This is a genomic window from Bacillus cereus group sp. MYBK108-1 (genome assembly GCF_051917185.1).
Classification (GTDB): Bacteria; Bacillota; Bacilli; order Bacillales; family Bacillaceae_G; genus Bacillus_A; species Bacillus_A cereus.
Map to the genome: position 1 here is coordinate 30,158 of NZ_JBQAHZ010000017.1, position 17,203 is coordinate 47,360.

A 17,203-nucleotide genomic window follows, 5' to 3' on the forward strand; every position below is an offset into this window, starting at 1 on the left:
AGAAAAATAAAAAGACTTAAACATTATTGTATCATAATGTTCTTATATTTGGCATAAAGTGATTAATAGATGCACAAAAGACATTTGGATTGCATGAAAAAAGTCTCCTCTTGTAGAAAGAGAAGACTCTATATAAGTTTATAGGAACATCATACCTGCAACTGCTGCATTTAAGAAGTTCGCTAATGTACCAGCGATAACTGCTTTAATCCCTAATTGTGCAATTTGTTTACGGCGAGTAGGAGCTAACGTTCCTGTTACACCTAATTGAATTGCGATAGAAGAGAAGTTTGCGAATCCACAGATTGCGAATGTTAAAATTAGATTTGTTTTGTCAGAGAACTCTGCCATGTGTGGTCCTAAGTTTGCGTATGCAACGAATTCGTTGATTGCAAGTTTTTGACCAATAAAGCTTGCTGCTTGTACAGCTTCACCAGGAGAAACCCCGATTAAGATTGCAAATGGTGATAATAAGTAACCGAAGATTAAATCAAGGCTAAGTTTAATATCGAACAGAGAACCAATCAATCCTAATAATCCATTTAATAAAGCGATTAATGCGATGAAAGCCATTAACATTGCTGCTACGTTAATAACAAGTTGCATACCTTCAGATGCACCGCGTGCAGCTGCGTCGATAACGTTTGCGTCTTCACGTTCTGTAGAAAGTTCAACGTTATTATCTACTTTTTCTGTCTCAGGCATAATCAGTTTCGCAATTAATAAGCTTGATGGAGCTGCCATTATTGCAGCCGCTAATAAGTGCTCTAACGGAATACCCATTGCTGCATAACCGACGAGAACAGATCCAGCAACAGCTGTCATACCGCTTACCATAATAGCGAAGAATTCACTATTTGTTAAACGTGCTAAGTAAGGTTTAATTAAAATTGGAGCTTCAGTTTGTCCTAAAAATACAGTCGTTACTGAGTTTAAGCTTTCTGCTTTAGAAGTTCCAAGAAGTTTACTTAATGCGCCACCAACGACGCTAACAAATTTCTGCATAATACCAAAATGATATAAGATTGCTACTAATGAACTAATAAATACGATTGGAAGTAGTGCTTGAATAAAGAATACAAATCCCCAAGGTCCTTTTGCGTTGACTAAATCCCCAGCAACGAACTTAATTCCCTCGTAAGAAAAATTAATTAATCCTTGAACACCGTCAGCAGCGTGTTTTAAACCTGCTTTACCAGCATCCCATCGTAATACGATAAATGAAAATGACATTTGTAATGCTAGCGCGATTAAAATTGTGCGCCAATTAATAGCTTTGCGGTTGGAAGATAGTAAGAATGCAATTGCTAATACTCCAATCACGCCGCCAATTCCCCATAAAAGATTCATGCAGTGTATGCTCCTTCCTCATAGTAAAAACAGTGTATAAACCAGTTGTCTATACGTTTACGAATATAACATCTTAAGTAACTTATCATAATGGACATCGGAGGTCAAACGTCTAATGAAAAGTTTAAATAAAAAGAAAATTCTTCAAAAAAACACATATGAAATAAATAGACATGAAATAGGTTATGTTTTTTATGGGAATATATACATTATGATAACGTTATGGATTGTTTTTGCAGAATAAAGTGTATGAAATGGAAGAATAGATACATTATTTTTGTAGAGGGAAGCTAGGGGAAAGGGAGTAATATGTTGAACTCATAGCAAAAAGCCTTCTAGTAAACTAGAAGGCTTTGAAACTATTAATTAAGGTGCTTTCGTGTATCCTAAGAAGTGGCTCTTCCAATAAGAGTTACTTAATGAAGCGATTGCTACACCTTTATCTCCAGCTTGGATAAATGATCCGCCCCCAAGGTAAATACCCATGTGAGAAGGGCCAGATTTATAAGTGTTTTGGAAATAAATTAAGTCACCAGGTTGTGGACTTGAAGTTTTTGGTAGGCTACTCCAATATCCTGCAACACTTTGGCGGCTAATGTTATGACCAAATTTCTTAAATACGTGGTAGATGTAACCACTGCAGTCAACACCGTTAGCAGAAGTTCCGCCCCAAACGTATGGTACACCTTGCATTGATTTTGCGTATGCAAGTACGGAAGAACTGTCGCCGCTATTATTACCTGTATTATTATTGTTGTTATTGTTTTGATTGTTATTTTGGTTATTGTTAGGCTTATTATCTACTGCGCCTCCAACTGGTGTTTTAGATAGGTAACGTGTTCCGATATAACCAGTTTGACCGTTGTAGTTAATTTTGCTCCATCCAGAGTTTTCAGAGATTACTTGAACCTTCTGACCTTGTGGAAGTGCGCCTATGATTCTATAATTTGTACCTTCGCCGCTACGTACATTTAGTGCAGAAGCATTAATGTAGTAGTCACCAATTGTACCTTGGTTAGGTTTTTCAGGTTGTTTTGGTTGCTCAGGAGTAGTAGTGCCACCTTTAACGAATTTTACAAATTCGCTGCTAACAAAGCCTGTTTTTCCTTGGTAATTTACTTTAAACCAACCGTTTTCAGATCCAACTACGTTTAATGTTGTACCGTTTAAAACGCCACCAATTACACTATGATAAGCAGCAGGGCCTGTACGAACACGTAAAGATGTAGCGTTAACTACATAAGAACCGCCAGTTTGAATAGTTCCATTATTGTTTTGCTCTTGTTTGTTGCCTTCTGTAACGTTTTCGTTAGAACCGCCTTTTGTTACGTAGTCTTTGCTTATATAAGCAGTTTGTCCTGCGTAATTGATTTTGAACCAATCTTGAACTTCGCCAACAACTTGTACTACTTGTCCTTTTTTGACAGAACCTACAGTTGTGTGAGAAGTGCTAGGACCTGTACGAACGCGAAGGGAAGATACATTTACTGTATAGTTTCCGCTTGCTGGTTTTACTTTTTGGTTGTTATTATTCGTATTGTTGTTTGAAGAACCCCCAGTAGAAGAAACGCCAGATACGAATTCGCCACTTACATAACCTACTTGTCCATTATGGTTAATTTTCACCCAACCATTTTCTTGTCCAATTACGTTTAATGTTTGTCCTGCATATACACGTCCAGAAACAGAACTAGAAGTGTTAGGAGCTGTACGTACACGTAATACATCAGCGGTAACTTTATTGTTTCCACCTGTGCTTACATTGTTGTTTGCTGCTCCACTTTTTGATACAAATTCGCCACTAACAAAGCCTGTTTTTCCGTTAATGTTAATTTTGAACCAACCATTTTCTTCGCCAATCACGTTTAGTGATTGACCGTTATAAACGCGTGAGATGATGTCGTGAGAAGTGCTTGATCCCGCACGAACATGTAAGACGCTCGCGTTTACCGTATAAGATGAGTTGTTTGACGCAGAAGCTTGGACAGTTGTAGCAGCTTTTTGTGTATTTTGTTCAGGTGCAGCTTGAACACTATCAAGTGTAGGTGCTGCTCCTCCTGCTACAGACACTGCCGCAAGACCGGCAAGATACTTTTTCATAATTTGTCGATTCCTTTCTGTCTGTAATGTAGTGAAGAAATATTTACCAACTGTTAAAAATTCTAAAGAGCATGTCGATTACTGTCAAGGCTTATGTGGGAATCTGAATATGACAAAAAGATTACAAGAAAAAATCAAGGCATAAATTTACACCTTGATTTCCATTTAAATGCATATATTGAATGTGAAAGGACAGAAATTATTCGTGTTTAAGAAGATGACATATTGGATTGTAACAAGATTTTATTAAAAGATTTTTGCAGTTTTTTGGTGATAGGTCCAACTTGCCCATCTTGAATCGCGGTTCCATCAAGGTGGGTCATTGGTAAAATTTCAATTGTTGTGCCTGTAAAAAAGCATTCATCTGCTTGATAAACGTCACGAACGCTGAAAAGTTCTTCCTGTACAGGAATGTGAAGAGTATTCGCTAAAGAAAGGACATATTGACGAATAATGCCATTTAAAATAAGGTGATTGGCTGGATGTGTGTAAAGAGTTCCATTTTTAATTAAAAAGAAGTTGGAATGGCTTCCTTCCGTTACAATACCATTCCTTACGAGAAGTGCCTCTTTACAGCCTTTTCGTTCAGCTTTCGTAGCAGCTAGTACGTTTGGTAATAAATTTAATGATTTAATGTCACAGCGTAGCCATCGAGTATCGGGTTCTGATATAGCGCGTATACCATATTCAATCCATAAGGCTGGTCTTTCTTTTTTTGTAATATAGGCATAAATTGTCGGAGGGGTGTCATATGAAAATACATGTGTGCGAGCTTGTACACCACGAGATACTTGCAAATAAATTGTGCCATCTTCGTGGAAATGGTTTCGTTCAATTAATTTGTAAAGTAAAGTGATGAGCTCAGCTTTTGAGAAAGGGAGCGATAATTCTACTTCTTCCATGGATCGATATAATCTCGTTATGTGCGGATCTAATAAGTGAAAGTTCCCTTTATATAGGCGAATAACCTCGTAGACACCATCTCCGAACTGCGAACCTCTCTCTTCAAGTTCTATGTACGTTTGTTGTTTTGTTGTATCAATAACTTCATCATTCCAAAGTACAAATTTTTCGTATGCCAATTTCCGTCCCATCCTTTCGTAAGTACGTAAGTAACGTGAAACTTTCATTCATGCGAGATAAAAATCACTATAGTAATTTTTATGTAAGCAATTCTCTACATATGACCGTATATGTATTTGTAAATCATAGAGAAGTAAGGATGGTTTACCCCGCATTAACGGGCAGTAAAACTCCTACTTAAAAATTCGGGTGGAGCAAAGAAGTGAATTGGGCGAATAACTGCCCATAGCTGCCCGATTGGTGAGGGCTGATTAAAGTTTCACTTTACAGCATTTTGTATATACAAATTCGAAAATAAGAATGAGAATCCTGCTTTTAAATAAAAAAAAGCAACATTCTTATGGAATGCTGCACAAGGAGGGTAGCTATCTTTCATAGGGACATTGTCTCGTTGAATGTTTTGTGTATGGAAACAAAACATGTTGAAAGACAATTATAAGAAAGTAGAAACAAAAGATTTACACACTTCTTTAAGGGATCTTACGAAAGATGAGAGATAAGAAATATGTAGAACCTCGTTTACATATTTTATTATAGAGATTTTTCATTAACACTATGTGAATATTTGGTAAAGGTTATGTAATTTTAAAGTTAATGAATATAAGTAGTTGTATGGAAGAAAATAAAAAAAGAGGCTAAGATTACTCAGCACTCTTCTTTTCTTCTTTAATAACTGTTTTTACTTCACCAGTTTTGATCTTATTACTTTCAGAGAAGCGAAGTAAGTCACCTTCAATGATTTTATCAGACATGTTCAATTCATTTTGGGCGCGATCAATTAGTGGTTGAGATTCTTCTTTCGGTAATTGTACAACTTCGCCAGTAGCACGGTCATAGAATGTACTGTTTGTGTACATGTATTTATCTGTAACGAAGCTACCGTCACGAAGAACAACGAATCCTTTATTATCAGGTGAGAATACATCATGACCGAATCGAACGTCATTTGTAGAATCTACACCAAGTAAGTTTAGAATAGTTGGTTTAATGTCAATTTCACCAGTTGGTTTCGAAATTGTTTTACCTTCTTTTTGACCTGGAACGTGAATAAACATCGGTGTTTTTTGTAAGTTCATATGGTCAAATGCAGTGATTTCTTCTTTTCCTAAGAACTGTGCCATTGCACGGTTATGGTTTTCAGAAATACCGTAGTGGTCACCGTAGAATACGATTACTGAGTTGTCGTAAATACCTTCTGCTTTTAGACGCTCAATAAAGTGTTTCATTGCTTCGTCTAAGTAACGAGCAGTTACCATGTAACGGTCAAATACTCCATCACCAGAATTGTATTCGTCGATTAATTTTGTACTGTCATCGTAAGTGAATGGGTAGTGATTCGTTAAAGTAAGGAAGCGAGTATAGAATGGTTGCTTCACTTGTTTTAACATATCAATAGATTGATCGAAGTACTCGATATCTTTTAATCCCCAGTTTAATTTTGTTTCTGGCGTAATCTTGTAGTCAAGCTCGTTGTAGTAACGATCATAACCAAGTGCTGGATACATAATGTTACGGTTCCAGAATGTTGCGTTGTTTGCGTGGAATACCGACGTGTGATACCCTTGCTGACGTAAAATTTCTGGAGTTGCTGTATATTCATTGTTACCGTGTGTGAAGAATACAGCACCGCGGTCTAGTGGATATAACGAAGTATCTACTAGGAATTCAGCATCAGATGTTTTACCTTGACCAGTTTGATGGAAGAAGTTATCAAAGTAATAACTTTCTTTCGTAAATTGGTTTAAGAATGGTGTAACTTCTTGTCCGTTAACTGTTGCACCAATTAAGAATGTTTGTAATGACTCAAGAGAGACAACAATTACGTTTTTCCCTTTTGCAGTACCGAACATATTTGGATCTGGTTTACTTTGTGTTGTTTTTACGTAGTTTTCTGTTTCTTGTAATTTACTACCGTCAGCGAACGCTTTTTGTGAACTTGATTTTGCTTGTAAGCCAAGATCGTATACTTGGTGTACATATAATCCTAAGTTTTTAACAAGCATAACGCGGTCGAATGAACGTGTTAATAGTTCTGGGCGTTCAGCTTCTGCAAGTCCTAAGTTTGCGAAGAAAATAGCAACTGTTGATACGAAGTATAGAGAACGCATCGGGCGTGCTACACGCTCTGTAGGTGCAAAGTTCTTCATTTTCTTTAATAGAACGAAGAAAACGATAATGTCTGCAAATGCAAGGATAATTTTGTAGTTAAATAATTCTTTCACACTAGAACCTAAACTTCCGAAGTTAGATGTTTGTCCTAGCACCGGTAATGTAACGAAGTCATTGTAGAATCCGTAGAACATTACGTTACCAACAAGAACGATTGTTAAGACAAAATTAATTCCAAGTGCTATATAGTTACGTTTTTTCCCTTTTGCAAATAATGCAAGACCAACAAGCAGTAATGATGCTGCTAATGGGCTAAGGAATAAAATGAATTCTTGCATGAAAGATTCAAGTTTTAAGTCAAAGCTTGTGCGTGTAATAAGGTAAGTTTTCAGCCATAAGGCTAAAGCTACGAATACAGTGAAACGCACATTTTGAAATTGTGATTTCAAGGTTTCTTTCATTCATTTCCACCCTTTCTCTATCAGGCTTGGTCGATTTTGGAGCGAAAAATGCTAAAATAAAAAATACATAGTTTTCTTGGCCATAATTAAAGGTTCTATATTCACCCATATACGACTATAACTATGCATACCCTTTTGGTTTCTTTTGTTGCTCATAAGCATAACGTCATTTCTGTATTATACAACAAAATTCATTTCTGAGAAACACTATAACATTTTACATTTTTTGTATAAGATTTGTCACTACCAGAGAAAACTTTAACATTCGTTTATATGTCCGTCAACTAGAAAATATAACAAAGGTAGAGCAGAATGTTAAGTAGAAGTGAAAATTTTCTTTGTTGAGAAATAAGAAACGAAGATGGGTAAGGGTTATCTAGAAATCTATTATATGAAGGAAATTGTGTAAAAATTAACGAACACTTGTTCTTTTTTAGTTTGTTTGTTACAATAAAAGTTCATTGATAGGTTTTGTGTAATTTCCATGAACTTTTACTGATAACATATTGTAGCTTATTTCTTTTTAAAAATAGGGAGGCTTTTTACATGAAACAAAAATTTTCAGTTGAAGCGTTTTGGAAGAAAGTAAAACATGTTGCAAAGCAAGCTGGGCAGTCGGTCATTTATGCAAGTTTATTACTGTTTTACGTTTTGCAAAGACCCGATGTTCCAAAACGAGTGAAAATTATTGTAATTGGAGCACTTGCTTATTTTATTGCACCGATTGATGCGATTCCAGATTTCATTGCTGGAATTGGCTATACGGATGATTTAGGGGCGTTAACGGCCGCACTAATACAGGTGTCGTTATACGTCAATGAAGATGTGAAAGATAAGGCACGAGTGAAGTTGGCAGAATGGTTTGGTTCGGATATAGACACAACATTTATCGATCAGAAATTAGGTCAATAGGTGAAACCTGTCATAAGGTGACAGGACGAACGTAAGCGAGGAAGTGCATTATGCCATCAGGAAGAACGCATACGAAAATAAACTTAATATCCCTTCCGGTTGTTTTGTTTTTTCTCTTTTCGTATGGATTAACAAATTTTGATTTTTTATTAACTTTTGCAATTGGTTTTTTAGTAGGTACTTCATTTTTAACACCAGATTTAGATACGTACAGTAATGCTTATAACAAATGGGGTTTCTTACGTATATTTTGGTATCCTTATAAAAAAGTAATGCCGCATCGATCTTTCTTTACGCATACGATTATACTTGGTGATGTGATTCGTATTGCGTACATGTTAATCGTCTTTTCTCCATTTTTATTTCTATTAAATGTAATCGCACTGGATGGTAATTTAATAGAAATTGCGAAGAAACATGAGGTTGAAATTGTAACGTTCTTAATGGGAATTGTTGTGGCAAGTACGCTTCACATTATAGCGGATAAAGTGAATACGCGCCGAAAGAAAATGATGAGAAAAAAGAAGAAACGCAGAAGATAAAGTGAACGAATTAGGAAAAGGACCCTTGCAATTTGCAAGGGTCCTTTTTTAAACAAACGTTTGTTTAAAATTAAGCTTTCAGTACTTTAATTCCTTTTACAATGTTCCAGATGAAGTAGTATAAGCTGATGATTCCGCAAATAGCTAAGACAATCATTGATCCAATTCCAAGTGTTACATCTGCTTGGTCAGATCCCATGCCCATAATTCCTAAAATGGCTACGCCGATAAATGTAGCAATACTTGGAATGATGTGTGTCCATAGAGCACGTTTTGCATGTGGTTTTGTTTCAGCGTCTCCTACAATCCAAACGATAATAGGGAATAAGATAGGGGCAAATAGTACACTAAAGTATGATAACGCAGCTAATATTTTATTTCCGTTCATATATATCACCTCATAAATAATTTCTGTTGTTATACTATTATTATGCAATAATTTTGGCAAACTTCCTATCGATGAACATTACAAGAACGTGACGATTTTGTAAGATTTTCTGTTAAATGATAAAATTTTCAAAAAAATCTTTTTTAATGGAAATTGTTATGGTACAGTATAAATGAAAGTTTTTGAAAACGTTTTCTTAAACGTTTTTTTATTTTAGACTTAAAGGTATGATGACCTGATAGTCTATTGATGAGGTTATTCCATTTAAAAGGGGATTCTTTAGGGGGAGAGAACAATGAACACATGGACACAAGTTTATGATCCATTCGGAAACATTTGGATTTCGGCAGCGGTCGCACTTATTCCGATTATCTTTTTTTTCTTAGCTTTAGCAGTTTTCCGCATGAAAGGGTATGTGGCAGGATTTATTACAGTTGTACTTACAGTTTTAGTAGCGTTATTCGCTTATAAAATGCCGTTCACGATGGCAATGGCAGCGACCGGATATGGTTTCTTATACGGATTATGGCCGATTGCTTGGATTATCATTATGTCGGTATTTTTATATAAAATTTCTGTAAAAACAGGTCAATTCGATGTGATTCGTGCATCGGTATTATCGATTACGAACGATCATCGTCTACTCGTTATTTTAATTGGATTTTCATTTGGAGCATTTTTAGAAGGAGCGGCAGGATTTGGGGCACCAGTAGCGATTACAGCAGCGCTTCTTGCGGGTCTTGGGTTAAATCCTTTATACGCAGCAGGTCTTTGTTTGATTGCAAATACTGCACCAGTGGCGTTCGGAGCGATGGGAATTCCGATTACAGTTGCTGGACAAGTAACAGGTATTGATCCACATAAAATTGGACAAATGGCTGGGCATCAATTACCGTTCCTATCATTATTTGTGCCATTCTTTATCGTATTTTTAATGGATGGATTTAAGGGGATACGACAAACGTGGCCTGCGTTATTTGTAGCGGGTAGTTCATTTGCGATTACGCAGTTCATTACAGCGACATTTTTAGGACCAGAACTTCCGGATATTACATCGGCACTTGTAAGTTTAATTAGTTTAGCGCTGTTCTTAAAAGTTTGGCAGCCGAAAGAAATTTATCAATCTGGGCAAGCCAATAGTGAAGTAGCAGCAACAACGACAGCGGCATCGATGCCGAAATTAACGTTTGGAAAAGTAGTGAAGGCATGGTCCCCATTTATCGTATTAACGGTTATGGTAGTCATTTGGAGCCAAAGTTTCTTTAAGGCATTATTCACTCCAGGAGGGGCTTTAGAAAGTCTTGTATTTAAGTTTGAAATTCCAGGTCTGCATAATCTAGTAATGAAAGCAGAGCCAATTGTAAATAAACCAACGCCTTACGAGGCAATTTTGAAGTTTGATGTATTATCGGCAACCGGAACAGCGATTTTAATTGCGTGTATCATTTCCATGTTTATTTTGAAAATGAATGTAAAAGATGCAGTAGTGACATTTAAAGAAACGTTAAGCGAATTAAAAATGCCAATTCTATCTATCGGATTCGTACTAGGGTTTGCATTTATCGCAAACTATTCTGGTCTATCTTCTACGTTAGCGTTAGCATTAGCCGGAACTGGCGGACTATTCCCGTTCTTCTCACCATTCTTAGGCTGGATTGGCGTATTCCTAACAGGGTCTGATACGTCTGCGAATGCACTGTTCTCAAATTTACAAGCCATTACAGCGCAGCAAGTCGGCGTATCTGAAGTGCTTCTCGTTGCAGCAAATACAACAGGCGGTGTAACAGGTAAAATGATTTCCCCGCAGTCGATTGCGATTGCTTGTGCAGCGGTTGGTCTTGCTGGAAAAGAATCGGATTTGTTCCGTTTTACAGTGAAGCATAGCTTATTCTTCGTAATTATTGTTGGTATTATGACGTATGTGCAGGCGTATTATTTAACGTGGATGATTCCGTAAAGAGCAAAAGAAATAAGCTTTGAATTTTTCAGATTATGGTGTATGATGGGAAAGTATTGAAAATTAAATCAGTGATAAACTAGGGGTGCCTAACGTATGCGTAGGCTGAGAGAGAAGCGCGTGAACTTCTTAACCCTTTGGACCTGATCTGGCTCGTACCAGCGTAGGGAAGTTAACGGCTTTACATAATGATGTCTTTTATGAGCCAGGTCCTTATTTTTTTATGGACCTGGCTCTTTTTATTTTGGCATACGCTGGCCATATCTCGTCCTTGTCACGTACAGGGGGGCAACAAAAATTATGAAACAATCTGTTTCAGCTGAGCAAATTGAATTGAAATCGAGTTTACCAGGGAGTAAGAAAGTATATGTGGATGGGCCACGAGAAGGCATGAAAGTACCGATGCGTGAGATTGAACAAAGCGAAACGAATGGCGTTCCAAATCCGCCAATTCGTGTGTATGATACGAGCGGCCCTTATACGGATCCTGAGTATAAAGTGGAGTTAGAAAAGGGGATTCCAACGCCGCGCCACTCTTGGATTATGGGGCGTGGTGATGTAGAAGCATACGAAGGGCGTGAAGTGAAACCAGAGGATGACGGTGTGAAAGTGGCTTCGAAACATACACCTGTTTTCCCGCAGATGGATCGCAAGCCACTTAGAGCAAAGCAAGGTGCAAACGTTACGCAAATGCACTATGCACGTAATGGCATTATTACGTCTGAGATGGAGTATGTTGCGATTCGTGAAGGGGTAGAGCCGGAGTTTGTTCGTAAGGAAATCGCAGAAGGCCGCGCTATTTTACCAGCGAATATTAATCATCCAGAAGCTGAACCGATGATCATCGGGCGTAACTTCCATGTGAAGGTAAACGCGAATATCGGAAACTCAGCTGTATCTTCTTCGATTGCAGAAGAAGTAGAGAAGATGACGTGGGCTACTCGCTGGGGTGCAGATACGATTATGGATTTATCTACAGGTAAAAATATTCATACGACGCGTGAGTGGATTATTCGTAACGCGCCTGTACCAGTTGGAACTGTACCGATCTATCAAGCGCTGGAAAAAGTAAACGGAATTGCAGAAGATTTAACGTGGGAAGTATATCGTGATACGTTAATTGAGCAGGCGGAGCAAGGCGTTGATTACTTTACGATTCACGCTGGTGTATTGCTTCGTTACATTCCAATCACGGCAAAGCGTACGACAGGTATCGTTTCGCGCGGTGGTTCGATTATGGCGCAGTGGTGTCTATTCCATCATAAAGAAAATTTCCTATATACTCACTTTGAAGAGATTTGTGAAATTATGAAACAGTACGATGTTTCGTTCTCTCTTGGAGATGGATTACGTCCAGGTTCGATTGCAGATGCAAATGACGAAGCACAGTTTTCTGAGCTTGAAACACTTGGTGAATTAACGAAGATTGCTTGGAAACATGATGTGCAAGTTATGATTGAAGGGCCTGGGCATGTACCGATGCATTTAATTAAAGAAAATATGGAGAAAGAGCTTGATATTTGTCAGGGCGCGCCGTTTTACACACTTGGGCCGCTAACGACAGATATTGCACCAGGTTATGATCATATTACATCTGCAATTGGAGCTGCTATGATTGGCTGGTTTGGAACAGCGATGCTTTGTTATGTAACGCCGAAAGAACATTTAGGTTTGCCAAACAAAGATGATGTACGCACGGGTGTTATTACGTACAAAATTGCAGCGCATGCGGCTGATCTTGCGAAAGGACATAAAACGGCTCATCAGCGTGATGATGCACTTTCAAAAGCACGCTTCGAATTCCGTTGGCGCGATCAATTTAATTTATCTTTAGATCCTGAACGTGCGATGGAATATCATGATGAAACGTTGCCTGCAGAAGGGGCAAAGACAGCTCACTTCTGTTCAATGTGTGGACCGAAGTTTTGTAGTATGAGAATTTCGCATGATATTCGTGAGTATGCAAAAGAAAATGATTTAGAAACGACAGAAGCAATTGAAAAAGGAATGAAAGAGAAAGCAGAAGAATTTAAAGAAGCTGGTAGTCATTTATATCAATAATATGTTACGCCTCTTTACTTGATTGATCACACTGTAGTACCTAACTTTATTATAGAAGAAGCCCCATTTGCTAAGACGGTAGCAAATGGGGCTTCTGTTGTTTATAAGGCAAAGAAGAGATGTACCCAGTAGAATAAGAGGAATAGTGTGACGACTGTTGTGAGCGGGATAACGATAAGGGATACACTTAAATAGTCTTTCCATTTTACTTTAATTTTGTTTTGTTTCAGAATATACATCCAAATGAGTGAAGCTAGTGTACCAATTGGTAGTAATAGTGAACCGATGTCACTACCAATGATGTTTGCAAGATAGATTGTTTTTAATGTGACTGGATCTAGTCCCATTTCTGTTAATGTAATTGTACCAATCATAAGGGCAGGATGGTTATTGAAGACGTTAGAGAGGATGGATACAAGTCCGCCCATTGCAAAGCTAGCATAGAGTAGATGCTGATTCACAATTGGCTCGAGCCATTGTACAAGTGCAGCTGTTAATCCTGCGTTGTGGAGTCCGTAAATAATGACGTACATAGAGAAGGCGAAAATTAAAATGTGCCACGGTGTCTTTTTCAAAATGTCGACAGGATTTGTTCGTAAGTAGTACCATCTCCAAATGAGAAGAACGAGTGAACCAAGTACTGCAACGATTTCAATTGGGATGGATAAGAAGGATGCAACGAATAGAAGACAGCGCATCAGGAAGACGAAACCTAATACTTTTAACATGAATCTTGTCCGTTTTTGTTTCGTATCAACAGAATTATTTCCTTTTAGTGGATGGAAGTTTTTCGTGAAGAAAATTTCTTCAATATCATATGAAGAAACAGGTAATTTTTTCGGAAGTTTTTTCTTCAAAACTGTATACATGAGCCATGACATAAATAATAAGCCTAATGTTGCAGGTACAAACATCATAGCAGTATGCATATAAAGAGTCATATTAACGATATTTAATGCAATTAAGTTTACGATATTACTTACACCAATTGGTGCACTAGACGCAGTAGCGATTAAAGCGCCACTTAATAAATAAGGAATTTGTTGATGTGGTTTTAATCGAAGGTTTTTTAGAAGAAGAATTAAAATTGGAGTTGTAATTAAAATACTGCCGTCGTTATTAAATAAAAGAGTCATAAGAAAACATAGTAATTGAATATACCAGTATAAACGGTGACCGGACCCTTTTGCTAAATTTGCTAGTTTTGCTGCGGACCAATGGAAGAAGCCGAAGCTTTCTAATATAACTGCCATAACAATGGTCGCTAATATTGTTATGGAGGCTCCTCCTATTTTACTAACAATATCTATGACGTCTGGTTTTGATACGATTCCTGTAAAGAGGATAATACCAGCGCCGACCGCTGCTGGCCACGCCTCATTTAAACCTCGAGGCCGCCAAAAGATAACAATCATTGTTAAGAAGAATACAATAATAGTAATCCATATTTCAATGCTCATATTTTGCCTACCTTTCTATTTTCCCTTAAACAGATGTAGCTTGTCTCAAGTTTATATTGGTAGTATATTCAGCAAAAAATGAGAAGAACTAGACGTATAACGAGATGAAGCGAATATGTGTTTTTCATGCTAAAGGACAAGTGTCATTAGTAGTGAAATAACTATTGTGATAGGAGTCTATAAATTGATTGGGTAGTAAGGTAGTAAATGAGATTTATATCGGAAATTTTTAAAATATATCGACTTAACTACAAAATATAACAAGAGGAGTCTATCCCAAAATACCTTTTGGAACAGACTCCAAGGTTATATTATTTTTCCTTCAAAAAAGTACGATCCTTCAAGAATAAATTCCAGAAGAAAATAAATCCTGGTAATAAAATTGCAATCCCAATTGCGTATAGAATGAGCAGTGCATAGAACGTTTCTTTCGTTGTAAAGCTTGTAAATACAGTTACGTCAGGATAAATAATATACGGTAAATGCGCGACCCCGTAAGCATAGCTTGCAAATGCATATTGAGCGACGACAGCTAAAACAGCAATGCGAGGGAATCCTAGTGTGTTATACTTCTTGTTTGTCCACCAAAGGGACGAGTATCCGATAACGAATAGAACAATAGAAACTGTAAACCATGGGAATTGCTTTATTAATCCTTGCATAAGCCAATGTGTTTCTGGATCCATTACAACGAGAGCGATAATCGCCGTAACAAGTGTTGCAGGGCCAAGTATGATGGCATTCCTTCTATAAAGTTTGTATGCATCTTCTGAACCTTGCTCTCTCGCAAAATCAGCAAGAAAGAGAGAGGAGAGAAATAGTTCAGACGTTAGTCCGAAGAGCATATAACAATAGATAACCGGGCTAGAAAGAAGTTTTTCATACAGGAGTACTTCTCTTCCTTCAGACATTGTAATATACGCTCCCTCTGTAACGGGTAAAACGGTAATTAATAGTGCTGGAATTAAGAGACCAGTAATACCTGAAATAACCCGAAGAAGGTACTGATATTTTGGCAAGGAGTAAGCAAATACCATAAATGTACTACGTACTGCAACGAGTACTAAAATTAACATAACTGGTACGAACATAACGGTTGCAAGAGTAAAGGCCGCTTTCGGAAAGAAGCCGAGAAATGCGACAACTACGAAAACGAGAAACGTATTTGTTACTTCCCACGTTGGTGATAAGTACCGATTCGCAAGTTTGGCAGCGAGCGTTGGATGTTTTGCGTATACCATGCCCCAAAAACCAGCTCCAAAATCGATGGACCCTAATATACTGTATACGAAAATAAGGGCCCATAAGATGATGATTGCAATACTTTCCTCATGCACGAGAATCGCCTCCTTGGTGTTGTAAATCATTCTTTAATGGATGTCTTCTAAAGAATGTCCGTAGAACAAAGACTGTTAAAATAGCGAGTCCAATATATAAAATGATGAATAAAACAAATAAAGGACCGACGAAATCAGCGCGAGTAGAAGCATCGACTGTACGTTGCATACCATAAATTGTCCATGGCTGACGACCGCTACAACTGAAAATCCATCCGAATTCAATACCGAGCATCATAATTGGTCCGCATGCGGCAGCCCCCCAAAGTAACCACTTCGGTAGTTCTGTCCCCTTTTTTCGGTAAACGAAGTACCAATATAAGAGAGCAATTGCTGCAACTGCAAAGGTAAACGCAGCAGTGCCGACCATTAAGTTGAACAGTGTATGTGTATAAAATGGTGGCCATGTTTCTTGTGGGAATTCATTTAGACCTTTTACGACAGTGCTAGGGTCTAGTCCCACTAATAAGCTAAGCATGTTTGGGATTTCAAGTGCATAGTTTAGTTCAAGTGTATTAGGATCCACAACCCCGCCAATGGATAGCGGTGCGTGTGATGTCGTTTCAAATAAAGCTTCAGCAGATGCAAGTTTTTCAGGTGAGTGTTTATGTAGGGCGATTGCCGATTCGTGCCCTGAAAGCCACATCGTAGCGCCTGTAATAAATGTCACGACAAGCCCTAATAGTAGCCCCTTTTTATGATAAGCAATTTCACGTGTACTTAAATTTTTCTTCAATAATTTAAATCCAGCGATAGAAGCAATGACAGCCGCACCAGTTGCATAAGCCGTAATAACGACATGGAATGCACTTGTGCCAAAACTCGGATTAAAGAAAGCTTTCCAAGGATCAACGTTAAAAACAGATCCATCTGGATTCATTGAAAATCCTGCTGGTGTATTCATCCATGTATTTGCTGATGTAATAAGAACGGCGGATGCCGTGGCACCAAGCATGACGAAAAATAGCGAGATTAATCTCATAAATGGAGGAAGTTTATCGGCTGCATATACGTAAATCGACATGAATAAAGCCTCCAAAAAGAAGGCGAAAATCTCAATTTGGAAGGGAACAGAAATAACTTGCCCAACAATTTTGGCAAAACCAGGCCAAAGAAGTGAGATTTGCACACCGACAATTGTTCCAGTTGGAATTGCTACACCGAGAAGAATAGCAAACGCCTTTGTCCATCTTTTCGCCATAATGGCATAGTCGGAGTCTTTCTTCCAGTGATAGAGTATTTCGCTTATAAAAATCATTAATGAAAGTCCAACGCCAAGTGTTGCAAAGATAATGTGGAATGCTAATGAAGAACCAAAAAATGCTCTTGCTAATGTTACCGTATCCATATGTAAACTCCTCTTCTTTTTTGCCATTATTTTCTGATTGAATTGGAAGATTTATTCAAAAAAACTACCAAAAATATATATGTATTTAAAAAGTG

The 17,203-nt window shown here is 37.7% G+C and carries 12 protein-coding genes and 1 riboswitch; of the genes, 4 read left to right on the top strand and 8 right to left on the bottom strand.

What is annotated here, in order from left to right; genetic code table 11:
• Positions 1–138: 138 nt before the first annotated feature.
• From ACTFSL_RS20645 to ACTFSL_RS20660, 4 genes are all read right to left on the bottom strand, one after another.
• On the bottom strand, positions 139–1,350 hold the full coding sequence (locus ACTFSL_RS20645) for a NupC/NupG family nucleoside CNT transporter (protein ID WP_001051015.1): 1,212 nt from the start codon (positions 1,348–1,350) through the stop codon (positions 139–141).
• A gap of 366 nt (positions 1,351–1,716) precedes the next feature.
• Positions 1,717–3,450: a C40 family peptidase gene (locus ACTFSL_RS20650; RefSeq protein ID WP_440042298.1), complete on the bottom strand. Its 1,734-nt coding sequence runs from the start codon at positions 3,448–3,450 to the stop codon at positions 1,717–1,719.
• A gap of 209 nt (positions 3,451–3,659) precedes the next feature.
• Complete coding sequence (locus tag ACTFSL_RS20655; RefSeq protein WP_078186980.1) at positions 3,660–4,544, bottom strand: D-amino-acid transaminase; 885 nt, start codon at positions 4,542–4,544, stop codon at positions 3,660–3,662.
• Between the two features lie 630 nt (positions 4,545–5,174).
• Entirely contained in the window at positions 5,175–7,103 is a 1,929-nt protein-coding gene (locus ACTFSL_RS20660) for an LTA synthase family protein (protein WP_000665358.1), read from the bottom strand.
• Between the two features lie 546 nt (positions 7,104–7,649).
• Between ACTFSL_RS20660 and ACTFSL_RS20665 the strand changes: the two genes are divergently transcribed.
• Positions 7,650–8,015, top strand: coding sequence for a YkvA family protein (locus ACTFSL_RS20665; RefSeq protein WP_000810369.1), 366 nt, complete (start codon positions 7,650–7,652; stop codon positions 8,013–8,015).
• Positions 8,016–8,065: 50 nt separating this feature from the next.
• Positions 8,066–8,557, top strand: coding sequence for a metal-binding protein (locus ACTFSL_RS20670; RefSeq protein WP_001139056.1), 492 nt, complete (start codon positions 8,066–8,068; stop codon positions 8,555–8,557).
• A gap of 70 nt (positions 8,558–8,627) precedes the next feature.
• On the opposite strand, the gene ACTFSL_RS20675 is transcribed toward ACTFSL_RS20670, so the two are convergent.
• Positions 8,628–8,945, bottom strand: coding sequence for a DUF4870 domain-containing protein (locus ACTFSL_RS20675; protein WP_001014096.1), 318 nt, complete (start codon positions 8,943–8,945; stop codon positions 8,628–8,630).
• A 295-nt stretch (positions 8,946–9,240) separates the two neighbouring features.
• On the opposite strand from ACTFSL_RS20675, the gene lldP reads away from it, so the two are divergent.
• Positions 9,241–10,902 (top strand): L-lactate permease, encoded by a 1,662-nt coding sequence (lldP, locus tag ACTFSL_RS20680; RefSeq protein WP_001099333.1) that lies wholly within the window; start codon positions 9,241–9,243, stop codon positions 10,900–10,902.
• 71 nt (positions 10,903–10,973) lie between these two features.
• Positions 10,974–11,089, top strand: a riboswitch (TPP riboswitch).
• A gap of 113 nt (positions 11,090–11,202) precedes the next feature.
• Positions 11,203–12,963, top strand: coding sequence for a phosphomethylpyrimidine synthase ThiC (thiC, locus tag ACTFSL_RS20685; RefSeq protein WP_000814484.1), 1,761 nt, complete (start codon positions 11,203–11,205; stop codon positions 12,961–12,963).
• Positions 12,964–13,064: 101 nt separating this feature from the next.
• Here thiC and ACTFSL_RS20690 read toward each other — a convergent pair whose 3' ends face one another.
• From ACTFSL_RS20690 to cydA, 3 genes are all read right to left on the bottom strand, one after another.
• Positions 13,065–14,423 carry an arsenic transporter gene (locus ACTFSL_RS20690; RefSeq protein ID WP_119684141.1) on the bottom strand — a complete coding sequence of 453 codons (1,359 nt, stop codon included), beginning with the start codon at positions 14,421–14,423 and terminating at the stop codon, positions 13,065–13,067.
• Positions 14,424–14,734: 311 nt separating this feature from the next.
• Entirely contained in the window at positions 14,735–15,760 is a 1,026-nt protein-coding gene (locus ACTFSL_RS20695) for a cytochrome d ubiquinol oxidase subunit II (RefSeq protein WP_119684140.1), read from the bottom strand.
• On the bottom strand, positions 15,753–17,108 hold the full coding sequence (cydA, locus tag ACTFSL_RS20700; RefSeq protein WP_000381984.1) for a cytochrome ubiquinol oxidase subunit I: 1,356 nt from the start codon (positions 17,106–17,108) through the stop codon (positions 15,753–15,755). Before cydA ends, ACTFSL_RS20695 begins: the two co-directional genes overlap by 8 nt.
• Between the last annotated feature and the right edge of the window lie 95 nt (positions 17,109–17,203).

Excerpts from the sequence above, each read along its gene's own strand:
- ACTFSL_RS20645 (WP_001051015.1), bottom strand. The coding sequence starts at position 1,350 with ATGAATCTTTTATGGGGAATTGGCGGCGTGATTGGAGTATTAGCAATT.
- ACTFSL_RS20650 (WP_440042298.1), bottom strand. The coding sequence starts at position 3,450 with ATGAAAAAGTATCTTGCCGGTCTTGCGGCAGTGTCTGTAGCAGGAGGA.
- ACTFSL_RS20655 (WP_078186980.1), bottom strand. The coding sequence starts at position 4,544 with ATGGGACGGAAATTGGCATACGAAAAATTTGTACTTTGGAATGATGAA.
- ACTFSL_RS20660 (WP_000665358.1), bottom strand. The coding sequence starts at position 7,103 with ATGAAAGAAACCTTGAAATCACAATTTCAAAATGTGCGTTTCACTGTA.
- ACTFSL_RS20665 (WP_000810369.1), top strand. The coding sequence starts at position 7,650 with ATGAAACAAAAATTTTCAGTTGAAGCGTTTTGGAAGAAAGTAAAACAT.
- ACTFSL_RS20670 (WP_001139056.1), top strand. The coding sequence starts at position 8,066 with ATGCCATCAGGAAGAACGCATACGAAAATAAACTTAATATCCCTTCCG.
- ACTFSL_RS20675 (WP_001014096.1), bottom strand. The coding sequence starts at position 8,945 with ATGAACGGAAATAAAATATTAGCTGCGTTATCATACTTTAGTGTACTA.
- lldP (WP_001099333.1), top strand. The coding sequence starts at position 9,241 with ATGAACACATGGACACAAGTTTATGATCCATTCGGAAACATTTGGATT.
- thiC (WP_000814484.1), top strand. The coding sequence starts at position 11,203 with ATGAAACAATCTGTTTCAGCTGAGCAAATTGAATTGAAATCGAGTTTA.
- ACTFSL_RS20690 (WP_119684141.1), bottom strand. The coding sequence starts at position 14,423 with ATGAGCATTGAAATATGGATTACTATTATTGTATTCTTCTTAACAATG.
- cydA (WP_000381984.1), bottom strand. The coding sequence starts at position 17,108 with ATGGATACGGTAACATTAGCAAGAGCATTTTTTGGTTCTTCATTAGCA.